Source organism: Paracoccus mutanolyticus (assembly GCF_003285265.1).
In the GTDB taxonomy this organism is placed as follows: domain Bacteria; phylum Pseudomonadota; class Alphaproteobacteria; order Rhodobacterales; family Rhodobacteraceae; genus Paracoccus; species Paracoccus yeei.
This window is the reverse complement of sequence record NZ_CP030239.1, coordinates 808,653-828,587: the sequence shown is the minus strand read 5'-3', so window position 1 is coordinate 828,587 and position 19,935 is coordinate 808,653. Positions and strand designations below refer to the sequence as shown.

Sequence of the window (19,935 nt, the reverse complement as noted above, 5' to 3'; positions counted from 1 at the left end):
TCAGAAGCCGGCGATGCTGTCGGCCGCCTCGCGCCCGCCGCGGATCGCCCAGACCACCAGGCTTGCGCCCCGTACGATGTCGCCCACGGCAAAGACGCCGGGCAGGCTGGTCTGGTGCGTGCTGTAATCGGCCCGGACGGTGCCCCAGCGCGTGACCTCCAGCCCCTCGACGCCCCAAAGCCGGGGCAGGTCCTCGGGCTCGAAGCCCAGCGCCTTGATGACCAGGTCGGCCGGCTCGTCGTAATCGGCGCCCTCGATCAGCTCGGGCGATTGCCGGCCCGACACGTCCGGCGCGCCCAGCCGCATCTTCTGGATGCGGACGGATGCGATGGTGACGGGCTCGCCGTCCACATCGACCTCCTGTGCCACCTTGGCCTCGCCGGGGATATGGCCGGCGAACGAGCCGGGGGCGGAAAGCCACACGAATTCAACGCCTTCTTCCTCGGCGTTCTGGACCTCGCGCTGGCTGCCCGGCATGTTCGCGCGGTCGCGGCGATACAGGCATTTCACCGATTGCGCGCCCTGGCGGATGGCGGTGCGCACGCAGTCCATGGCGGTGTCGCCGCCGCCGATGACCAGCACGCGCTTGCCCAGCGCGTTCAACTCGCCATCCTCATAGTCCGGGATCTCGTCGCCCAGATCCACCCGGTTCGAGGCGGTCAGATAGTCCAGCGCCCGCACCACGCCCCTGGCCTCGGCATTGTCCAGGTCCAGGTCGCGGGTCTTGTAGACGCCCGTGGCGATCAGCACCGCGTCGTGCTTGCCGCGGATCGCGTCAAAGCTGATGTCCTCGCCCACATTGGTGTTCAGCACGAATTCGACGCCGCCGTCGCGCAGCTGCCGGTTGCGGCGCTCGACGATCTCCTTCTCCAGCTTGAAGCCGGGGATGCCATAGATCATCAGCCCGCCGGCGCGGTCGTGGCGGTCATAGACGGTGACCTGGAACCCCATCCGCCGCAGCCGGTCGGCGGCGGCAAGGCCCCCTGGGCCCGCGCCGATGATGCCAATGGATTCAGGGCGTTCGACGGCCGGAGCGGGGGGCTTGACCCAGCCCATCTCCCAGGCGGTGTCGGTGATGTATTTCTCGATCGCGCCGATGGTGACGGTGCCGTGGCCCGACTGCTCGATCACGCAGTTGCCCTCGCACAGCCGGTCCTGCGGGCAGATGCGGCCGCAGATCTCGGGGAAGGTGTTGGTTTCCTGGCTGCGCAGATAGGCTTCCTGCGTGCGCCCCTCGGCGGTCAGGCGCAACCAGTCCGGGATGTTGTTGTGAAGCGGGCAGTGGCTCTGGCAATAGGGGACCCCGCATTGGCTGCACCGGCTGGCCTGTTCCTTGGCCTTGGCGTCGGCGAACTCGCGATAGATCTCGTGAAAGTCCTCGGACCGGGATGCGGCGTCGCGCTTTTCGGGCATCTCGCGCCCGATGGTAACGAACTTGAGCATCTTCTGCGTGGCCATGGCTGCGCGTCCTTCGGTTGCAAGGCTGGTCCCGACCCTGATATTGCAGGGCGCGCGCAATTAAAAGTCAACTATACTGACCTAATTAACGATTTTCGGCTCGCGCAAAGCAAAATCCATGCTGCGGACGCGAAATTTAGGTCAGCATAGTTTACCAACCAGCCAGCAGGGCCAGCGCAGCAAGGCTTCCGACGACGATTCTCCACCAGGCAAAGACCGCATAGCCGTGGACCGAGACATAGGTCAGCAGCCAGCGCACCACGACCAGAGCGGCCAGAAAGGCGCAGACGAAGCCGACCACGATGTTGCCGGCGGCGGCCGCGTCCAGAATGTCGCGGTTCTTGTACAGATCATAGACAAATGCCCCCAGCATGGTGGGCATCGACAGGAAGAAGCTGAATTCGGCCGCAGCCCGCTTGTCCGCGCCCAAAAGAAGGGCACCCGTGATCGTCGCGCCCGACCGCGAAACCCCGGGGATCATCGCAAGGCACTGGATCAGCCCGATCTTGAGCGCGGTGGCGACCGGAATGTCCTCGGCCCGGTGAAAGCGCGGGTTTCGGGCCATGCGGTCGACGAACAGCAGGACGAACCCGCCCAGGATCAGCATGACGGCGATCAGCATCGGGGTTTCGAACAGCACCGTCTTGATGACGCCATGCGCCAGCACGCCGATCACCGCGGCCGGCAGGAAGGCCAACAGCACCGCCAGGATGAAGCGGCGCGCCGCCGGATCTTGCGGCGCGCTGGAAAAGATGCGCCACAGCTTGCCCGCGTAGACCCCCAGGATCGCCAGGATCGCGCCGAACTGGATCAGCACCTCGAAGGCGCTGCCCGGCGAATCGAAGCCCAGGAAATGCCCGGCAAGCAGGACATGGCCGGTCGAGGACATGGGCACGAAGCTTGCCAAGCCCTTCCAGCAGAGAAGAAGGGCGGCGACGATCGTGTTCTGGTCCATCAGTTCCCGCGCAGGTTCTTGGCCGTCGCGGTGATCGCGTCATATTGCCCCGAGGGGCGGAAGCGCCACAGATACTGCCCGATCACCGCCGAGGGCGCCGTGGGCACGATGCCCAGGTCGGCAAAGGTCTTGACCCCTTCGCCCACGCGGTTCGGCCGCTTCAGGCTGCGCAGTTGGTCGCGGGTCAGGATGCGGTTGGTCAGCAGCCCGCCGGTCGCCATCTGGACCCCGTCCAGGACTGCGGCCAGGGGGCGGGCCAGCAAGCCCGGCATGCCCAGGATGGCGCGGCGCCGGCCGATGGTGTCCAGCACCTGCCGGGCCAGGGCGCGCATGGTCAGCACCTCGGGGCCGCCCAGTTCATAGATGCCGGGCTCGGCCTCGCCCTTGGCGGCCTTGGCGGCGGCTTGGGCCACATCGAGGACATAGACCGGCTGGATCTCGGCCTCGGCGGCGGGCAGCATCATCACCGGCCCCAGCCGCGACATCGCGGCGATGCGGTTATAGAACTTGTCGTCCGGCCCGAAGATGACCGAGGGGCGTAGGATCACGGCGTCGGGACGATAGCGCAGCACCGCCGCCTCGCCGCGCGCCTTCGAGGCGGCATAGAGGCTGTCGGACCCGGCATCCGCGCCCAGGGCCGAGACATGGACCATCCGCGCCACGCCGCGTTCGACGGACAGGCGGGCGATGCGGCCGGCGGCCTCGTCATGGACGGCGCCGAAGGTGTTCTTGCCCTCTTCGACCAGAATGCCCACGCAGTTGATGACGGCATCGGCGTCGGTCATGCAGGCCGCGACCGACAGGTCGTCGCGCACATTGCAGGGCACCGGCTCGACCTGGCCGGGGGCGCCGTAGGTCCGCACCACCCCGGCAAGGTTCGGCCGGCGGACGGCGACGCGGACGCGCCAGCCCTCGGCGGCCAGCGCCCGGGCAATCTGGCGGCCCAGGAAACCGGACCCGCCATAGATCGTGACAAGCTTGGCTGCGGACATGGCTTTCGCTCCTTGGTGGCGTGCTGTCCCGCTCATTACCCAAGCGCGCCGCCAGCGGCAAGCGGCCGGCGCATCGTCAGGGCGATCCGGTCGGCGACCCGCAGGGCATTGGCCGCGATGGTCAGGCTGGGGTTCACCCCGTTCGAGGTCGGCATGAAGCTGGAATCGGTCACATACAGGTTCGACAGCCCATGCACCCGGCAGTCGGGATCCAGGACGCTCGACGCGGTATCCGTGCCATAGCGCAGCGTGCCGCAAGGATGGGCAAAGTTCAGCTGCGGCGCCTGGCCCATGAACAGGGCGCGGTGCGGCTGGAACGCCTGCCGCATGGCCTGGCGAAAGGCCGCGCGGCGGCGATGCAGTTCGGGGGACACGTCATAGTGAAAGGTCAGCCGGTCGGGGTCTTGTGGATCGGCCAGGACGCGGTTCGTCTCATAGGGCAGGTCCTCGAGCACGCCGACGAACAGCTTGGCCTGGCCCAGAACCCGCGCCGCGATCCGCGCGGGCACCCGCAGCCCCATCCGCAAGGGCCGCAACCGGCGCAGGGCCGAGCGGTCGAAGCGGCTGTTCATCGCATGCAGGATCTCGCCATAGCCGGCCACCAGCCCCATGCTTTGCACCGTGCCGAACCGTTCGCCCTGCATCGAGTAGAGATCGCGCATGCTGATCGAACGCGAGGCGCCGCTTTCCCCCTTGGTGCGGCCGGCCCAGATCGCGATGATCTCGGACAGGTGGAACATCAGGTTGCGGCCGACCATGTCGTTGCGGTTGCCCAGGCCTTGGGGCCAATGCTCGCTGGTCGAGCGCAGCATCAGGGTGGGCGAGCCCAGCCCGCCCGCCGCTAGCACATAGCATCGGGCGCGCAGCGTCACCGCCGTCCCGTCGTCGCGCCGGCAATGCAGCGCCGTGACGCCGGTGGCGTCCGCTTCGATCCGCTGGACGCTGCAGCGGTCGATCAGCGCCGCCCGTCCCGTCGCCAGCGCCGGCAGCACCCCGGCCGAGCGTCCGTCCATCTTGCAGCGCCGCGGGCAGCGCTGGCCGAAGCAGTTGGCGCAATCGGGCGGAATCGTGCGGCCATGTGGGTCTGATAGGGGTGCATGCCCGCGCGGCGCAGGTCCTCCATCAGCGCCGCGTCCGAGCCGGGCAGGGCGCGCGGCGGTGCGGGCAGGTTCGCGGGGCCGGGTCCAGGGGGTCGGCCTCGCCGCTGATCGAGAAATAGCGCTCGGCCAGTTCGAACCAGGGGCGCATCGCCTCGTATCCCACGGGCCAGCCGCCGGTCGGATGGGGGTGGCCGGGGGTATCGTCCAGGTCGTGCGGCTCGGGCCGTTCGAGCGTTGCGGCATAGAAGGCCGAGGTGCCCCCCACGCCCGCGCCGATCATGCCGTCAAGCTCGCACCAGGTTCCGTCGAGCCGCGCCGAGATCAGGCTGGGCCAGGCTCCATGCGCCAGCCGCGCGCTTCGGTCGCTGCTGTCGATGGCCAGCGACTGCACCGGCTGGTCGCCAAGGTCGGGGCCCTTTTCCACGAACAGCACCGACAGGCCCTGTTCGGCCAGCCGGCGCCCGACCGAGCCGCCCCCCATGCCCGTACCGATCACGATCGCATCCCAGAGGCGGGCGGCAATGTCATCCATGCGAAATCCGTTCCTGCTGAAAATGAAGGGCCGCTCTGTCTTTAGTTCCGCCTCCCAAGACGCGACAAGCTGACCGAAACGACAGCCGGTTCGGCGGGCCAGAGCCATTCTAAATTAAAAAAAGGAAAGAACAGCAAAAAATCTTTGACTGGCCCATTGACGCCCCCCGCTGGTGGCTTTAATCACCCGCCCACACCACCTGCCCAGGTGGCGGAATTGGTAGACGCGCACGGTTCAGGTCCGTGTGCCGCAAGGCGTGGAGGTTCGAGTCCTCTCCTGGGCACCAAGGTAAAAACCGCGCAAGCTGAATGGCTTGCGCGGTTTTTGCATTCCGGCGCCGGGTCCCGTGCGCCCTTGACAACAGCGACCGGCGTGGCGCCCCCTGGCGGTCTGTCCGGTGTCTTGGGGATGGTTCATGATCCGACGTTTCGGCCCTCCGCCCATGCCGCGCCGCTATCGGCTGCGGCCCGGCGCCTATGCGATTCTGGTCCGCGACGGGGCGGTTCTGCTGACCTTCCAGAATCACCCCGCGCCCGAATTCCAGTTGCCCGGCGGTGGCATCGACCCCGGCGAATCGTCCCAGGCCGCGCTTCATCGCGAAGTGCGCGAGGAAACCGGCTGGACCATCGGCGGGGCGCGCCGGCTGGGCGCCTATCGCCGGCACTGCTTCATGCCCGAATACGGGCTCTGGGCGGAAAAGCTGTGCTCGATCTGGCTGGCGCGCCCGATCCTGCGCCAGGGCCCGCCGACCGAGCCGGGCCATTCCGCCCATTGGGTTCCCCTGGCCGAGGCCGCCGCGCGCCTGCCCGACCCCGGCGCCCGCGCCTTCATGCGCGCCCTTGTCCGACGCCACGGCTGGAAAGGCTTCAAAGGGCATTGAGGCATCCACGCCTCACTCTCCTGTCCCGCGCGCCGGCAGATGCTCGATCAGCACGGCCGAGACATCGTCGTTCCGCTTGCCCTCGGCATAGTTCGAGGCCGACCAGCAGATCGATTCCAGCAATGCGCTGCCGTGCAGCATGGCGTTGGTGCGCAAGATCGCCTGAAGCCCCTCGTCGGCCAGATGGCTCGCCGCTCGGTTCTCGGCCTCGGTCAGCCACGTCCGAGGCGATGAACAGCCGGTCGCCCGGGGCCAGCGGGATCTCGATCTCTTCGAAGGTGGCGTCGGGAAAGACGCCGACCGGCATGCCGCCGGCGCCGATCTTCTGGATCGTGCCGTCCCCGCGCTGCACGACCGGATGGGGGTGGCCGGCCTGGACCAGACGCACCCGCCCCGTACGGACGTCGAGATGGGCATAGATCATCGTGAAATAGCTGTCGGTTCGCAATTCGTCGATCATCAGAGCGTTCAGCTGGGCCAGCACCTCGGCGGGCGGCCGGGCCACGGGCTGGCCCGCGTCGGTCATGCGAAAGGCGATGTTCAACTCCGGCCCTGACGACAGCAGCGAGGCGAGCCGCGCGCTGAGCAGGGCGGCCGCGATCCCGTGGCCCGCCACGTCCAGCGCGAACAGCCCCACCCGGTCCGCATCGATCTGGAAGAACCCCACCAGATCGCCCCCGATATGCTGGGCCGGCCGCATCAGCAGGGTCAGGTCGAAATCGCCGAAGCGCCCGTTGCGTTCGCGCACCAGCCCCTGCTGCAGCCGCTTGGCCTCGCGCATGTCGCGGTCCAGGGCGGCCTGGGTTTCTCGCAGCTGCGCCAGCGTTTCCTTGAGTTGGGCATTGGCGCTGCGCAGGCTTTCCTCCATCCGCAGGATGCGTTCGCCGGCCGAAAGCCGTGCCAGCAACTCCGCCCCCGACACGGGCTTGGTCAGGAATTCGTCGGCGCCCGCGCGCAGCCCCTCGGCCACGTCCTTCTTGTCGGTGCGCGCGGTCAGCAGGATGAAATAGCCGTAGCGGTCCGACTGCATCTGTCGAAACCGGCGGCAGAATTCCAGGCCCGCGCTGTCGGGGTTCATCCAGTCCGAAATCACGATGTCGGGCCGCCGCCGCGCGCAGATCTGCATGGCTTCGTCGAGGTCGCGGCCTCGGCCACGTATAGCCCGCCCGCGAAACTGCACGGCCAGCGTGCGCCGCTGCGCCTGGCTTTCGTCAACAAGCAGCACCAGCCGCCAAAGCGGGCGCAGCACCAGGTCGTCGAGGGCGTTCGGATTCGTCATGCCCCGTCTTTAACCCCGTGGCGCTGAAGGATCCGTTAATCGCTAGAATTGTCCACATCACACGTATTCCGGGAAAAACCTGCTATTCTGTCCTGGTGATTCTGCTGAAAGTTGATCCATGTTGGACTGGAACCGCATCCGTGAACTGCGAAGCGAGGTCGGCGACGACGAGTTCCGCCTGATCCTCGAGCTGTTCCTGGATGAGGTGGAATCGGTCATCATGCGGCTGTCGTCGCAGCCCGGGCCGCAGTTGGCCAGCCAGCTTCATTTCCTGAAGGGCTGTGCCCGCAACCTTGGTTTCCAGCAGTTCGCCCGGCTTTGCGACGAAGGCGAGGCCGAGGCCATCGCCTCGGGCGTCGGCCGCGTGGACACCGATGCCCTGCTCGGCGCCTATGCCGCCTCGAAGGCGCTGATGATCGCGGGCATCGCCCGGGAATTCGGCCCGCCCGCGGCCCGCCTGGCCTGACGGGCGGCCGGTGTCAGATCAGGAATTCGGCCAGCACCGGGTCGCGCGTGATGTCGCGGTGGCCGATGCCCGCCGCCTCCAGCCGCTCGCGCAGGTGTTCCAGGTTCTCGGGCCGCGTGGTTTCGATGCCGATCAGGATCGAGCCGAAGTTGCGCGCCGATTTCTTGAGATATTCGAAGCGCGCGATATCGTCGTCCGGGCCCAGCAGTTGTAGGAAATCGCGCAGCGCGCCGGGGCGCTGGGGCATGCGCAGGATGAAATATCGTTTCAGCCCGGAATGGCGCTGGGCGCGTTCCTTCACCTCGGGCAGGCGCTCGAAGTCGAAGTTGCCGCCCGAGCAGATGCAGACCACGCGCTTGCCGGCCAGGTCGGGAATGTCGGGCAGCACGTCCACAGCCAGGGCGCCGGCGGGTTCCAGCACGATCCCTTCGATGTTCAGCATGTCCAGCATGGTGGCACAGATCCGATCCTCGGGCGCCAGGTGGACCTGGTCGGGGCGCTGGCTGGACAGCACCGAAAAGGGCAGGGCGCCGATCCGCGCCACGGCCGCGCCATCGACGAAATTGTCGACCGCGGGCAGGGTGACGGGCGCGCCCTGGACCAGCGCGCCCTGCAGGCTGGCGCCGCCCTCGGGTTCGGCATATTCTGTCCGGCAGCCGGGTGCCAGTTCGGCGAAAAGCCGGGTAATCCCGGCCGAAAGTCCGCCGCCGCCGACCGGCAGGACCACCACGTCGGGCGGGCCGTCCAGCTGCGCCAGCACCTCAAGCCCCACCGTCGCCTGGCCCTCGATCACGTCGGGGTCGTCGAAGGGGGCCAGAAAGGACGCGCCCTCGGTCCCCGCGAAATCCTGCGCCGCCGCCAGGGTCTGGTCGAAATAATCGCCCGTCAGAACGATCTCGATCGCGTCGCCGCCAAAGATGCGGGTCTTGTCGATCTTTTGCCGGGGCGTCGTCACCGGCATGAAGATGGTGCCGCGCACGCCGAAGTGGCGGCAGGCATAGGCCATGCCCTGGGCATGGTTGCCGGCGCTGGCGCAGACGAAATGCCGCCCCCCCGCCGCCACCGCCTTGCGCATGGCGTTGAAGGCTCCGCGCAGCTTGTAGCTGCGCACCGGGGTCAGATCCTCGCGTTTCAGCCAGATCTCGGCGCCGTAGCGGGCCGAAAGGTGGTCGTTCTTTTGCAGGGGCGTCGGCTCGAAGAGGTCGCGCAGCGCGATCTCTGCCTGGCGGACAGAGGCGGCAAAGTTTTCCATGCCCTGGGGAATGGCCGGAAATCGCGGCTTTGGCAAGCGGTTCAGCGCATCCCGACAATGCGAGAGCAGGAGAGGACCACTGGGCGCGCAGAATGGGGCATTTGCCCCAACACCTGCTGCTCGTCTCCGATGAACGCCACGGAAGCTGGCCGTGGGTCCAGCGGGGAAATCCGCAACCGGTGACGCTCCTGTCCGTCCGTTCGCGGCAGTCGGCGAGTCGTGACACAATGCTTTGCCTATGACGCCAACGGCAACATGTGACCCGCAACGGGCAGAACAACGGCAAGCGCCCGACCAATGACGGCGAGCACCGGCCGGCAAGAACTTGCCAACAGCCACGCGCCGCAACCGGTCCAACGCATGGCATGCCAAGACGTTCAGAAAGGCGTGCACGCCCAGCAGCAGCCCGTCCAGCGGGCGCTTGTCGCTGCGCCAGGGGCTGTCAAAGCCCGCTGCCTCGGCTGCAGGGTCGGTCGCGACCACCAGCGGATCGACGGCCTTGGCCCAGTGCATCCGCACAGCGATTCGACCTTCCTCAGCATCGCACGCCAACCCGGGCCTGGCCCTGCAGCCGCATCGCGATGGCAAAGCCGGCGATGCCGCCTGCCAGCTTGCCCAGCAGCAGCGGCAGGATGATCGTCGGCTGGAAATTGGCCGAGAACGCCAGGTGATCGCCGAACATGAAGGCGCCGCAGACCGCAAAGGAAATCACCAGGACCTTGTCTAAAAAATTTTCTCATGTCGTCTAGTCCGGCAAGATGCGGTCGGCAGCCTGTCTTGGCAGGTCGGCAACGATAACCTCAGGCACTGCCCCTTGTGACAAGCCGCGAATGGTCCTATTCCCCCGGAAACTTTGCCGAAGGGTTAACCGCATGTCCGACGCGCCGAAAAAAGTCGTCCTTGCCTATTCGGGCGGGCTCGACACCTCGATCATCCTGAAATGGCTTCAGACCGAATACGGCTGCGAGGTCATCACCTTCACCGCCGACCTGGGCCAGGGCGAGGAACTGGAACCCGCGCGCGCCAAGGCCGAGCTTCTGGGCATCAAGCCGGAAAACATCCACATCGTCGACGTGCGCGAGGAGTTCGTGCGCGACTTCGTCTTTCCGATGTTCCGGGCCAATGCGGTCTACGAAGGGCTCTACCTGCTCGGCACCTCGATCGCGCGGCCGCTGATCTCCAAGCACTTGGTCGAGATCGCCCACAAGCACGGCGCCGACGCCGTGGCCCATGGCGCGACCGGCAAGGGCAACGACCAGGTCCGGTTCGAGCTTTCGGCCTATGCGCTCGACCCCTCGATCCGGGTGATTGCGCCTTGGCGGGAATGGGACCTGACCTCGCGCACCAAGCTGCTGGAGTTCGCCGAGGCGAACCAGATTCCGATCGCCAAGGACAAGCGCGGCGAGGCGCCCTTCAGCGTCGACGCGAACCTGCTGCACACCTCGTCCGAGGGCAAGGCGCTGGAAAACCCGGCCGAAGAAGCGCCCGACTATGTCTATCAGCGCACCGTTTCCCCCGAGGAAGCGCCGAACGAACCCGAATATGTCGAGATCGGCTTCGAGCGCGGCGATGCCACCGCCATCAACGGCGAGGTGCTATCCCCGGCCACCATCCTGACGCGCCTGAACGAGCTTGGCGGCAAGCACGGCATCGGCCGGCTGGATTTCGTGGAAAACCGCTTCGTGGGCATGAAGTCGCGCGGCATCTACGAAACCCCCGGCGGCACCGTGCTGCTGGAAGCGCATCGCGGCATCGAGCAGATCACTCTGGACAGCGGCGCGGGCCATCTGAAGGATTCGATCATGCCGCGCTATGCCGAGCTGATCTACAACGGCTTCTGGTTCAGCCCCGAACGCGAGATGCTGCAGGCCCTGATCGACAAGAGCCAGGAACATGTCACCGGCACTGTGCGGCTGAAGCTCTATAAGGGCTCGGTGCATTGCGTGGGCCGCTGGTCGGATCATTCGCTCTACAGCGAAAAGCACGTGACCTTCGAGGACGACGCCGGCGCCTACGACCAGAAGGACGCGGCGGGCTTCATCCGCCTGAACGCCCTGCGCCTGAAGCTGGTCGCGAACCGCAACGCCCGGTTCAAGTAATCTCGGTTCGGTCCCCGTCCGGTTCCGGCCAGGCCGCGGTTCACCGCGGCCTTTCCTTGGCGATGCGCCGCGCCAATATGGCGGACATGGACAGTTTGCTTCGAATCGATGACCCCTTGGGGAGCTTGCGTTTTAACGAATCAGTGACGGTATTAGCTGACGCTGCGATGCTTGCGTATTTGACATGCCAGTGTGCTGAATTTCACCCGGATCTTGGAAGAGGGAAAACATTGAGCTGGGTTGACTGGTGATTGCGGATTGCGGATTGCGGATTGCGGAGTTCGTAATGCGGCGCTACGCCAACCAAAGCATTTTGAGCCAAGGGCACTCTACAACCCAGGGTTACTGTAATACCAGCTAAACGAGATCGCAAGAGCGTCTTCAAAGAAAAAAGTCTTTGGAGGGCCGAGTATATATAGGTTGTCCCCCTATAATTAAAAAAAAAAGAGAGGAAGCGCGGACGTCCGGTTCGACAGCTTATTCTTGACTGGCAACGCCCGGTTCAAGTAATCTCCGGTTCCGGCCAGGCCGCGGTTCACCGCGGCCTTTCCTTTGGCGATTATGGCGGACATGGACAGCGCCGACACCTCCCGCCCCGCCCGCATCGCCATCGTCACCGTCTCGGACCGTGCGGCCCGGGGCGAATATCCCGACAAGGGCGGGCCGGGGGCCGAGGACTGGCTGCGCGCCACCATCACCTCGCCGATGCAGATCACCCGCACCATCATCCCCGACGGGCGCGCAAGCGTTGCCGAAACGCTGCGGCAGCTTTGCGACGACCTGGGCGCCGACCTGATCCTGGTCACCGGCGGCACCGGCCCCGCGCCCCGCGACGAAACGCCCGAGGGCATGGCCGATGTCATGGACAAGGAACTGCCCGGCTTTGGCGAGGAAATGCGCCGCGCCAGCCTGCGCGAGGTGCCCACCGCGATCCTGTCGCGCCAGACGGCGGGCACCCGCGGCCGGACGCTGATGATCACCATCCCGGGCAAGCCCTCGGCCATCGCCACCTGCCTTGATGCGGTCTTTGCCGCCGTGCCCTATTGCCTGGACCTGATCGGCGCCGCGCGGATCGAAACCGATCCCGCCCGCATCAAGGCGTTCCGGCCCGGTGCCTGACCGCGTCCCACCGTCCATGGCCTGCTTTCCCGCGCAGATATCCAGGGGCAATCCGCAGGACGGCGGCAGGGCCTTGGGCCGCGCCCGCTGTCGGCGCAAAACCTCGTCACCACGAACTGGACAAACGCCCCCGCCTTGTGTCCCATACCGGGGAACGGCGGCGGCGCGACGGGCGTTTGCCGGCCAGGAATGAAAGGACGAAGACGGCCATGGCCGATGATCCCTACAAGGCGCTGGGCCTCAGCAAGACCGCCACGCAGGACGAAATCAAGAAGGCCTATCGACGGATCGCCAAGACCGACCACCCGGACCTGAACCCCGATCCGGCGGCGCATGAACGCTTCAAGGCGGCCTCCTCGGCCTATGACCTGCTCAAGGACCCCGAACAGCGCGCCCGCTTCGATCGGGGCGAGATCGACGCCGCCGGGCAGGAACGGCCGCAGCGGCAGTATTACCGCGATTACGCCCAGGCCGGCGACAACCCCTATCGCCGGGGCACGCCCGATTTCGACGACCTGTCGGACGTGTTCTCGGACCTGTTCGGCCAGGGGGCGTCCCGTCGGCAGGGCGCGGGCGCGCGGAGCTTTGACATGCGGGGCCAGGATCAGCGCTTTACCCTGGAAATCGACTTCATGACGGCGGCGCGGGGCGGCTCGACCCGCATCACCATGCCCGACGGCGCCGTGCTCGAGGTCAAGATCCCCGAAGGCGCCCGCGACGGCCAGATCATCCGCCTGCGGGGCAAGGGCGGCCCCGGCATGGGCGACGGCGAGCCGGGCGATGCGCTGCTGACGCTGATCGTGGCCGAGGATCCCGACTGGCGGCGCGACGGCGACGACGTGGAAACCACCCTGCCCATCACCATCGACGAGGCCGTGCTGGGCGGCAAGGTCGAGGTTCAGACCATCGACGGCCCGGTGATGCTGACCGTCCCGCGCGGCGCAAGCTCGGGGCAGAAGCTGCGGCTGAAAGGGCGCGGCCTGACGGGCGAGGGCGGACGGCGCGGCGACCAGCATGTCGTCCTGAAGATCGTGATGCCGCCTCGGGTGGACGGCGAACTGGCCCGCTTCATGCAGGAATGGCGCGAAAGCCACGCCTACGATCCAAGGAGGGAAAGATGACGCGCAGGCTTCACACCTTGGCCGAGGTCCTGGCCGAACTGCCGGAGCTGTCCTCCGAGCAGATCGACCGCTATATCGCCGCGGGCGTGGTGGTGCCGGTCCAGTCCGACCACGGCCCGCTGTTTCGCGACATCGACCTGGCCCGGCTGCACCTGGTCGCCGACCTGGCCGAAGGCTATCACCTGGACGAAGAGGCGCTGAACCTGGTGCTGTCGCTGGTCGACCAGTTGCACGGGCTGCGCGGCGACATGCGCGCCATCCTCGATGCGCTCGCGCGCGAGCCGGTCGAGACGCGCGTCCGCCTGAAAACCGCGATCCGCGAGGTCCGGCTGGTGGTCCGGGGCTGATCGTCACGGAACGGTCACGGGGGCGACAAGCCCCTGTTACATCGGGGGGCGACATCCCGGCGGAAACCGAAACTCAAGGATTTCCATGCCCTTCCGCCTGACCTTCTGTTCGCTGATCGCCCTGGCCGCCGCCATGCCGGCCGCCGCCGATCCCGTCTTCAACCGCATCGCAAGCTTTGCCACCGCCGACAACATGGCGGCGGGCGCGGACCGCGCGCGCGAACCTCGGCCGAGATCATGACCGCCACGCCCGACGGCATGATGCTGATCTATTCCGACAGCCCGCTGAAGGCGATCGGCCTGATCGACATCGCCGATCCCCGCGCGCCGAAACCCCTGGGCAACATCGCCATGCCGGGCGAGCCCACCACCACCGTGGTGCTGGACAAGACCGCCTTCGTCGGCGTCAACACCTCGGACAGCTTTACCCAGCCCTCGGGCGTGCTGGCTTCGGTCGATCTGGGCAGCAAGCGGATCGTGGCGACCTGCGATCTGGGCGGGCAGCCCGACTCGGTCGCGCTGTCGCCCCGCCACGACATGATCGCCGTGGCCATCGAGAACGAGCGCGACGAGGACGTGAACGACGGCGCCCTGCCGCAGATGCCGGCCGGCTTTGTCGTCCGCCTGCCGGTCAAGGACGGCCAGGTCGATTGCGCGAACCTTGAGCGGATCGACCTGACCGGCCTCGCCGCCGAGGGCGGCGACGATCCCGAGCCGGAATATCTCGATTTCAACGCCGATGGCGATCTGGTCGTCACGCTGCAGGAAAACAACCATATCGCGGTGATCGGCGCCGACGGCACCATTGCCGCGCATTTCAGTGCCGGCACGGTCGATCTGGACGGCATCGACACCGAAAAGGACGGCAAGCTGGACTTTACCGGCAGCCTGCGGGGCGTGCCGCGCGAACCCGACACCGTGGCCTGGCTCGACAACGACCATTTCGCCACCGCGAACGAGGGGGATTACAAGGGCGGCTCGCGCGGCTTCACCATCTGGAACCGCAACGGCACGGTCGTCCACGAATCCGGCCCCGCCTTCGAACACGAGCTGATCCGCATCGGCCACTACCCCGAAAAGCGGTCGGACAAGAAGGGCGTCGAGCCCGAGGCGCTGAAATACGCCGAGTTCGACGGCCAGAAGCTGCTGTTCGTCGGTTCGGAACGCGGCAGCGCCATCGCGGCCTATGACGTGGCGGACCCGGCGAATCCCAGCCTGAAACAGATCCTGCCTTCGGGCATCGGGCCCGAAGGGCTGGTTGCGATCCCGCAGCGCAACCTGTTCGCCAGCGCCAACGAAACCGACCTGGGCGAGGACGGCGGCGCCCGGGCCCATGTGATGATCTTTGAACGGGCCGAAGGCGCGCCGGCCTATCCCGCCCTGATCTCGGACGAGGTGATCGGCTGGGGCGCGCTGTCGGGCCTGACCGTCGATCCGGCCGATCCGGCGGTGCTTTATGCCGTCAGCGACAGCGTCTACAAGGACCAGCCGGCGATCTACCGCATCCAGACCGGCACGACCCCGGCGCGCATCACGCAAAAGATCACCGTGACCGAAGGGGGCAAGCCCGCCGCCGGGCTCGACCTTGAAGGGATCGCCGCGGATGGGCAGGGCGGCTTCTGGCTGGCCAGCGAAGGCAATGCCGAAAAGGGCCTGACGCACCGCATCCTGCATGTGAACGGCGCGGGCGCGGTTCTGGCCCAGGTCGAACTGCCCACTGAACTGACCGCCGGCGCCACCGGCTGACCTCCGATGATCCCGGCCTCGGTCTTTGGACCATGACCTATGATGCCAACAACAACCTGCTGCGCCAGACCGACGCCAAGGGCCAGGTCATTGCTTTCACCTATGACGCGCTGAACCGAGTGACGCGTAAGCAGGTTGGCAGTGGGGCAGGTCGGGTCGAGACGCGCTTCACCTACGATCGCCTGTACCGATCGAACGCGACAACCTGATCGGCGACAAGGCGCGGCTGAAACAGGTGACTTCGGTTGCGCTGGACGGGCTGAAGCCCGCCGCGCTTGGGGGCGACCTGCCGCTGGTCGACAAGCAGGTGGTCCGCGACCTGATCCCCGATCTCAAGCGCTGGAACGGCTATGTCCAGGACAAGGTCGAGGGCATGGCGATATCGCCCGACGGCACGGTCTGGGTCGTAACCGACAACGACGGCGTGGACGATGCCTCGGGCGAGACGCTGTTCTGGTCCTTCGGCCTCGAGACCCAGACGGCGGCCCAATAGGCCGGGCAGGGCGGGGGGGGCGTCCCCCCGCCTTATTCCCCCAGGCCCACCAGCGCGCGGGCAAAGTCCCGCGCGTCGAAGGCGTCCAGGTCGTCGATCTGCTCGCCGACGCCGATCGCATGGATCGGCAGGCCGAAGCGGTCGGCCAGCGCCACCAGCACGCCGCCGCGGGCCGTCCCGTCCAGCTTGGTCATGACCAGCCCCGACACATCGGCCAGCTTCTGGAAGGTCTCGACCTGGCTCAGTGCGTTCTGCCCGGTGGTCGCGTCCAGCACCAGCAGGGTGTTGTGCGGCGCCGAGGGGTCCTTCTTGCGGATGACGCGGACGATCTTGGCCAGTTCCTCCATCAGGTCCTGGCGGTTCTGCAGCCGGCCGGCGGTGTCGATCATCAGCAGGTCGGCGCCCTCGGCCTCGGCCCGGTTCATCGCGTCATAGGCCAGGCTCGCAGGGTCCGAGCCCTCGGGCGCGGTCATCACCGGAACGCCCGCGCGCCTGCCCCAGACCTGCAACTGTTCCACCGCCGCCGCGCGAAAGGTATCGCCCGCCGCGATCACCACGTTCTTGCCCGCCGCCTTGAACTGGCTGGCGAGCTTGCCGATGGTCGTGGTCTTGCCCGATCCGTTCACCCCCACCACCAGCACCACCTGCGGCCGCTTGGGATAGATCGGCAGCGGCTTGGCGACCGGCTCCATGATCCGGGCGATCTCTCCGGCCAGCAGTTCCTTGAGCTCGGTGGCCGAGATGCGCCGCCCCATCCGCCCTTCGGCGATGTTGGCGGTGACGCGCAGGGCGGTTTCCACCCCCATGTCGGCCTGGACCAGCATGTCCTCCAGGCTTTCCAGCATCTCGTCGTCCAGTTCGCGCCGGGGCTCGGCGACAGCGGCCCCGCCCCCGAACAGGCGGCCCAGCAGGCCGGGGCGCGCGGCGGGGGCCGCCGGATCGGCCGCAGGCTCGGCCGGCTCGGGCAGCCGCACCGGCATGGGCTGGGCCGTGGGCGCCGGGGCGGGGGCCAGCCCCTCGGTCATGGGCGGTTCCGCCCGGCCGGGCACCGGCTGTTCCTGATCCGCGCCTTCCGAGACGATATCCTCAAGCCCCGCGCCGATCTTGGACGAGGACCGCGTCAGCCGGTCGCGCAGTTTCGAGAAGAAAGACATCAGCCCACCCTTGTTCCTGTGGCCCAGAACCTAGGCTTTCCGCGCCGAAAGGAAAAGGGCAGCATCGCCGCCCTGCCGGAACCCGCGCGCACAGCCCGCGTTGACAGCGACAAGGAGGATGCCATGTCCCACAACACCGAACCCGAACGCGCCGCGAGGCGCCATCCCGGCCCGATCATCGGCATCGCCGTGGCGCTTCTTGCCGCCGCCGCCGCCTGGTTCTGGTGGATGGGCGCCGAGCCGCGCGAGGAAGGCGATGTCAGCCGCATCGAATCCACGCAGGCCCCGGCCGGCGGCGCCGAAAACGTGCGCGAAGGCTCGCCCGCGCCCGGAACGCCGGCCACGGGCGCACCGCCCGAACCGGCCCAGCCGGCGGCCAACTAGCGCGGCCAACTAGCGCGAATGAAAAAGGGGGCCTCGACGGCCCCCTTCCTTCATGGCTGCCCAAGGGGATCAGCGCCGTTCCAGCGCCGCGACACCGGGCAGTACCTTGCCCTCCATCCATTCCAGGAAGGCGCCGCCGGCGGTCGAGATGAAGGTGAAGTCGCCCGCGACCCCGGCCTTGTTCAGCGCCGCGACCGTATCGCCGCCGCCGGCCACGGAAATCAGCTTGCCTTCGCGCGTCAGCCGCGCCGCCTCTTGCGCGGCGGCATTGGTCGCGGCGTCGAAGGGCGCGATCTCGAAGGCGCCCAGCGGGCCGTTCCAGATCAGCGTGCGCGAGGCCTCGAAGACCTCGCGGATCTTCGCCACGGTCTGCGGCCCGGCGTCCAGGATCATCGCATCGGCCGGGCAGGCGGTCGCGGCGACCGTCTCGTTCTCGGCTCCGGCCTTGAACTCGCGCGCCACCACCACGTCGACCGGCAGGTGAATCGCGCAGCCTGCACCCTGGGCCTTGTCCAGGATCTCGCGCGCGGTGTCGGCCATGTCGCGTTCGGCCAGCGACGTGCCGACCTCGATGCCCTGGGCCACCAGGAAGGTGTTGGCCATGCCGCCGCCGATCACCAGGTGGTCCACCTTGGAGATCAGGTTGCCCAGCAGGTCCAGCTTGGTCGAGACCTTGGCCCCGCCCACCACCGCGACGACCGGGCGTTGCGGATTGCCAAGCGCCGCGTCCAGCGCCTTGAGTTCCGCCTCCATCAGCCGCCCCGCGGCCGAGGGCAGCAGCCGCGCGATCCCTTCGGTCGAGGCATGGGCCCGGTGCGCGGCCGAGAATGCGTCATTGACATAGGCCTGCCCCAGCGCGGCCAGCGAGGCGGCGAAGGTGGGATCGTTCGCCTCTTCGCCGGGATAGAAGCGGGTGTTTTCCAGCAGGGCCACGTCGCCGGGGCGCAGGTCGGCCACGACGCGCTTGGCGGGACCGCCGATGGCCTCGTCGGCGAACTTGACGGTCTGGCCCAGGGCCTTTTCCAGCGCGGGGATGACGACCTTCAGGCTCATCGCATCGACACGCTTGCCCTTGGGCCGGTCGAAATGGGCCAGCAGGACCGGGATGCCGCCCCGCGCCTGGATGTCCTTGACCGTCGGCACGATCTTTTCGATCCGGGTGGCGTCGGTCACCTGTCCGTTTTCCACCGGGACGTTCACGTCCACGCGGGTCAGGACCACCTTGCCATCAAGGTCGAGGTCGTCGATCGTGTTGAAATCCGCCATGGGTCTCCCTTTCCTGATGGGCCTCACGCTGCCGTGGGCGGTTGTCCCGCAAGATGACATTGCCGTCAACCTGCGCCGGTTCCGAACCCGTGCGCAATGGCGGCGTTGTATGGCTGTGACGAAACGCTTATGCCTGACCCCCGAGCCATCAGAAGGAGAACCCCCATGGCCGAGATCAAGGATCCCGAGAACACGGTGATCATCGAGCTGAAGGACGGCCCCGTCGTCATCGAGCTTTTGCCCGACGTGGCGCCCAAGCATGTCGAGCGGATGAAAGAGCTGGCCCGCGCCGGAAAATACGACAACGTGGCCTTCCACCGCGTGATCGAGGGTTTCATGGCCCAGACCGGCGACGTGGAGCACGCCAATATGGAGCAGGGCTACAATCCCGGCCGCGCGGGCACGGGCGGGTCGGACCTGCCGGACCTGCCGGCCGAGTTCTCGCGCCTGCCGCATGACCGGGGAACGCTCGGCGCCGCGCGCTCGATGAACCCGAACAGCGCCAACAGCCAGTTCTTCATCAATTTCAGCGACAACCATTTCCTGAACGGGCAATACACGGTCTATGGCCGGGTCGTCTCGGGCATGGAGGCGGTGGACAAGATCGCCCGCGGCGAGCCGCCGGCGAACCCCGACCGCATGATCTCGGTCAAGGTGGCTGCCGATGTGGCGTAAGGCGCTGATCCCCGCGCTGGTCCTGGCCGCCGGCGCGGCCCAGGCCGAAGGGCTTCCCGGCGTCACCGACGGCCCCGGCCCGAACCTGGTGATCGAGGTCGCCGACGCCTCGGGCGCGCCCAAGGGTAGGATCGTCCTGGACCTTTACCCCGAGAAGGCCCCCAAGCATGTCGAGCGCCTGACGGGGCTGGCCAAGTCGGGCGCCTATGACGGGGTGGTGTTCCATCGCGTGCTCGAAGGCTTCATGGCCCAGACCGGTGACGTGGCCTATGGCAAGCATGGCGCGGACACGGCGCGGGCCGGCATGGGCGGCTCGGACCTGCCCGACCTTGCGGCCGAGTTCAACGACGTGAGCTTTCAACGCGGCACGGTGGGCATGGCGCGCTCGCAGGACCCGAACAGCGCCAACAGCCAGTTCTTCATCGACCTGGCCCCGGCCGATTTCCTGGACGGGCAGTATACCGTCGTCGGCCAGCTGGTCGACGGCTGGGATGTGCTGAACGCGATCAAGAAGGGCGACCCGGCCGCCAATGGCGCGGTGGTCGATCCCGACTACATGCTGAAGGTCACGGTCGAGGAGTGATCCCGGCCCCTGCCCACAGCCGAAAGCCCCGCCC

At 67.4% G+C, this 19,935-nt stretch carries 19 protein-coding genes, 1 tRNA gene and 1 pseudogene; 11 read left to right on the top strand and 10 right to left on the bottom strand.

Annotated features, from left to right (window positions below):
* The 5 genes from DPM13_RS04610 to DPM13_RS25740 form a co-directional block, all read right to left on the bottom strand.
* Positions 1 to 1,458 (bottom strand): NAD(P)-dependent oxidoreductase, encoded by a 1,458-nt coding sequence (locus tag DPM13_RS04610; RefSeq protein WP_112887536.1) that lies wholly within the window; start codon positions 1,456 to 1,458, stop codon positions 1 to 3.
* A 151-nt stretch (positions 1,459 to 1,609) separates the two neighbouring features.
* Complete coding sequence (locus DPM13_RS04605; protein WP_189654917.1) at positions 1,610 to 2,416, bottom strand: undecaprenyl-diphosphate phosphatase; 807 nt, start codon at positions 2,414 to 2,416, stop codon at positions 1,610 to 1,612.
* Complete coding sequence (locus DPM13_RS04600; RefSeq protein WP_099648029.1) at positions 2,413 to 3,405, bottom strand: complex I NDUFA9 subunit family protein; 993 nt, start codon at positions 3,403 to 3,405, stop codon at positions 2,413 to 2,415. The genes DPM13_RS04605 and DPM13_RS04600 overlap by 4 nt, the downstream gene beginning before the upstream one ends.
* Positions 3,406 to 3,440: 35 nt before the next feature.
* Positions 3,441 to 4,418: a GMC family oxidoreductase gene (locus tag DPM13_RS25745; protein ID WP_317616382.1), complete on the bottom strand. Its 978-nt coding sequence runs from the start codon at positions 4,416 to 4,418 to the stop codon at positions 3,441 to 3,443.
* A 109-nt stretch (positions 4,419 to 4,527) separates the two neighbouring features.
* Positions 4,528 to 5,037, bottom strand: a complete 510-nt coding sequence (locus DPM13_RS25740; protein ID WP_317616381.1) for an NAD(P)-binding protein — start codon at positions 5,035 to 5,037, stop codon at positions 4,528 to 4,530.
* Between the two features lie 201 nt (positions 5,038 to 5,238).
* Between DPM13_RS25740 and DPM13_RS04590 the strand changes: the two genes are divergently transcribed.
* Together DPM13_RS04590 and DPM13_RS04585 are read left to right on the top strand one after the other, a co-directional pair.
* Positions 5,239 to 5,323: transfer RNA gene (locus DPM13_RS04590), tRNA-Leu, on the top strand.
* Between the two features lie 129 nt (positions 5,324 to 5,452).
* Positions 5,453 to 5,917 carry an NUDIX domain-containing protein gene (locus DPM13_RS04585; protein ID WP_112887534.1) on the top strand — a complete coding sequence of 155 codons (465 nt, stop codon included), beginning with the start codon at positions 5,453 to 5,455 and terminating at the stop codon, positions 5,915 to 5,917.
* Here the strand turns inward: DPM13_RS04585 and DPM13_RS04580 are convergent.
* Positions 5,904 to 7,196: a PP2C family protein-serine/threonine phosphatase gene (locus DPM13_RS04580; RefSeq protein ID WP_223252343.1), complete on the bottom strand. Its 1,293-nt coding sequence runs from the start codon at positions 7,194 to 7,196 to the stop codon at positions 5,904 to 5,906. The two genes, DPM13_RS04585 and DPM13_RS04580, sit on opposite strands and share 14 nt — an antisense overlap.
* 118 nt (positions 7,197 to 7,314) lie before the next feature.
* On the opposite strand from DPM13_RS04580, the gene DPM13_RS04575 reads away from it, so the two are divergent.
* Positions 7,315 to 7,662, top strand: a complete 348-nt coding sequence (locus tag DPM13_RS04575) for an Hpt domain-containing protein (RefSeq protein WP_028720141.1) — start codon at positions 7,315 to 7,317, stop codon at positions 7,660 to 7,662.
* Between the two features lie 13 nt (positions 7,663 to 7,675).
* On the opposite strand, the gene ilvA is transcribed toward DPM13_RS04575, so the two are convergent.
* Together ilvA and eutH are read right to left on the bottom strand one after the other, a co-directional pair.
* Positions 7,676 to 8,914, bottom strand: a complete 1,239-nt coding sequence (gene ilvA, locus DPM13_RS04570) for a threonine ammonia-lyase IlvA (RefSeq protein WP_223252525.1) — start codon at positions 8,912 to 8,914, stop codon at positions 7,676 to 7,678.
* Positions 8,915 to 9,449: 535 nt separating this feature from the next.
* Complete coding sequence (gene eutH / locus DPM13_RS04565; protein WP_223252342.1) at positions 9,450 to 9,626, bottom strand: ethanolamine utilization protein EutH; 177 nt, start codon at positions 9,624 to 9,626, stop codon at positions 9,450 to 9,452.
* 160 nt (positions 9,627 to 9,786) lie between these two features.
* On the opposite strand from eutH, the gene DPM13_RS04560 reads away from it, so the two are divergent.
* From DPM13_RS04560 to DPM13_RS04540, 5 genes and pseudogenes are all read left to right on the top strand, one after another.
* Complete coding sequence (locus DPM13_RS04560) at positions 9,787 to 11,013, top strand: argininosuccinate synthase (protein WP_112887532.1); 1,227 nt, start codon at positions 9,787 to 9,789, stop codon at positions 11,011 to 11,013.
* Positions 11,014 to 11,583: 570 nt separating this feature from the next.
* Positions 11,584 to 12,132 carry a molybdopterin adenylyltransferase gene (gene mog / locus DPM13_RS04555; protein WP_112888697.1) on the top strand — a complete coding sequence of 183 codons (549 nt, stop codon included), beginning with the start codon at positions 11,584 to 11,586 and terminating at the stop codon, positions 12,130 to 12,132.
* Positions 12,133 to 12,341: 209 nt separating this feature from the next.
* The gene (locus DPM13_RS04550) at positions 12,342 to 13,253 is read left to right on the top strand and encodes a DnaJ C-terminal domain-containing protein (protein WP_112887531.1); all 912 of its coding nucleotides are present in this window, start codon (positions 12,342 to 12,344) and stop codon (positions 13,251 to 13,253) included.
* The gene (locus DPM13_RS04545) at positions 13,250 to 13,600 is read left to right on the top strand and encodes a hypothetical protein (protein ID WP_028720147.1); all 351 of its coding nucleotides are present in this window, start codon (positions 13,250 to 13,252) and stop codon (positions 13,598 to 13,600) included. Before DPM13_RS04550 ends, DPM13_RS04545 begins: the two co-directional genes overlap by 4 nt.
* A gap of 85 nt (positions 13,601 to 13,685) precedes the next feature.
* Positions 13,686 to 15,839, top strand: a pseudogene (locus tag DPM13_RS04540) (esterase-like activity of phytase family protein).
* A 32-nt stretch (positions 15,840 to 15,871) separates the two neighbouring features.
* On the opposite strand, the gene ftsY reads toward DPM13_RS04540, so the two are convergent.
* Positions 15,872 to 16,993, bottom strand: coding sequence for a signal recognition particle-docking protein FtsY (gene ftsY / locus DPM13_RS04525; RefSeq protein WP_028720149.1), 1,122 nt, complete (start codon positions 16,991 to 16,993; stop codon positions 15,872 to 15,874).
* A 123-nt stretch (positions 16,994 to 17,116) separates the two neighbouring features.
* Here ftsY and DPM13_RS04520 point away from each other — a divergent pair, with 123 nt between their 5' ends.
* Positions 17,117 to 17,377, top strand: a complete 261-nt coding sequence (locus DPM13_RS04520) for a hypothetical protein (RefSeq protein ID WP_143809695.1) — start codon at positions 17,117 to 17,119, stop codon at positions 17,375 to 17,377.
* A 69-nt stretch (positions 17,378 to 17,446) separates the two neighbouring features.
* On the opposite strand, the gene DPM13_RS04515 is transcribed toward DPM13_RS04520, so the two are convergent.
* Positions 17,447 to 18,643 (bottom strand): phosphoglycerate kinase, encoded by a 1,197-nt coding sequence (locus DPM13_RS04515; protein ID WP_028720151.1) that lies wholly within the window; start codon positions 18,641 to 18,643, stop codon positions 17,447 to 17,449.
* 165 nt (positions 18,644 to 18,808) lie between these two features.
* Between DPM13_RS04515 and DPM13_RS04510 the strand changes: the two genes are divergently transcribed.
* Both DPM13_RS04510 and DPM13_RS04505 read left to right on the top strand, forming a co-directional pair.
* Positions 18,809 to 19,318 carry a peptidylprolyl isomerase gene (locus DPM13_RS04510; RefSeq protein WP_028720152.1) on the top strand — a complete coding sequence of 170 codons (510 nt, stop codon included), beginning with the start codon at positions 18,809 to 18,811 and terminating at the stop codon, positions 19,316 to 19,318.
* Entirely contained in the window at positions 19,308 to 19,901 is a 594-nt protein-coding gene (locus tag DPM13_RS04505) for a peptidylprolyl isomerase (protein ID WP_099648022.1), read from the top strand. The genes DPM13_RS04510 and DPM13_RS04505 overlap by 11 nt, the downstream gene beginning before the upstream one ends.
* Positions 19,902 to 19,935: the final 34 nt, after the last annotated feature.

What these genes read in the sequence shown, in the direction of transcription:
- DPM13_RS04610 (WP_112887536.1), bottom strand. Translation starts at nt 1,458, where the DNA reads ATGGCCACGCAGAAGATGCTCAAGTTCGTTACCATCGGGCGCGAGATG.
- DPM13_RS04600 (WP_099648029.1), bottom strand. Translation starts at nt 3,405, where the DNA reads ATGTCCGCAGCCAAGCTTGTCACGATCTATGGCGGGTCCGGTTTCCTG.
- DPM13_RS25745 (WP_317616382.1), bottom strand. Translation starts at nt 4,418, where the DNA reads ATGGACGGACGCTCGGCCGGGGTGCTGCCGGCGCTGGCGACGGGACGG.
- DPM13_RS25740 (WP_317616381.1), bottom strand. Translation starts at nt 5,037, where the DNA reads ATGGATGACATTGCCGCCCGCCTCTGGGATGCGATCGTGATCGGTACG.
- DPM13_RS04585 (WP_112887534.1), top strand. Translation starts at nt 5,453, where the DNA reads ATGATCCGACGTTTCGGCCCTCCGCCCATGCCGCGCCGCTATCGGCTG.
- DPM13_RS04580 (WP_223252343.1), bottom strand. Translation starts at nt 7,196, where the DNA reads ATGACGAATCCGAACGCCCTCGACGACCTGGTGCTGCGCCCGCTTTGG.
- DPM13_RS04575 (WP_028720141.1), top strand. Translation starts at nt 7,315, where the DNA reads ATGTTGGACTGGAACCGCATCCGTGAACTGCGAAGCGAGGTCGGCGAC.
- ilvA (WP_223252525.1), bottom strand. Translation starts at nt 8,914, where the DNA reads ATGGAAAACTTTGCCGCCTCTGTCCGCCAGGCAGAGATCGCGCTGCGC.
- DPM13_RS04560 (WP_112887532.1), top strand. Translation starts at nt 9,787, where the DNA reads ATGTCCGACGCGCCGAAAAAAGTCGTCCTTGCCTATTCGGGCGGGCTC.
- mog (WP_112888697.1), top strand. Translation starts at nt 11,584, where the DNA reads ATGGACAGCGCCGACACCTCCCGCCCCGCCCGCATCGCCATCGTCACC.
- DPM13_RS04550 (WP_112887531.1), top strand. Translation starts at nt 12,342, where the DNA reads ATGGCCGATGATCCCTACAAGGCGCTGGGCCTCAGCAAGACCGCCACG.
- DPM13_RS04545 (WP_028720147.1), top strand. Translation starts at nt 13,250, where the DNA reads ATGACGCGCAGGCTTCACACCTTGGCCGAGGTCCTGGCCGAACTGCCG.
- ftsY (WP_028720149.1), bottom strand. Translation starts at nt 16,993, where the DNA reads ATGTCTTTCTTCTCGAAACTGCGCGACCGGCTGACGCGGTCCTCGTCC.
- DPM13_RS04520 (WP_143809695.1), top strand. Translation starts at nt 17,117, where the DNA reads ATGTCCCACAACACCGAACCCGAACGCGCCGCGAGGCGCCATCCCGGC.
- DPM13_RS04515 (WP_028720151.1), bottom strand. Translation starts at nt 18,643, where the DNA reads ATGGCGGATTTCAACACGATCGACGACCTCGACCTTGATGGCAAGGTG.
- DPM13_RS04510 (WP_028720152.1), top strand. Translation starts at nt 18,809, where the DNA reads ATGGCCGAGATCAAGGATCCCGAGAACACGGTGATCATCGAGCTGAAG.
- DPM13_RS04505 (WP_099648022.1), top strand. Translation starts at nt 19,308, where the DNA reads ATGTGGCGTAAGGCGCTGATCCCCGCGCTGGTCCTGGCCGCCGGCGCG.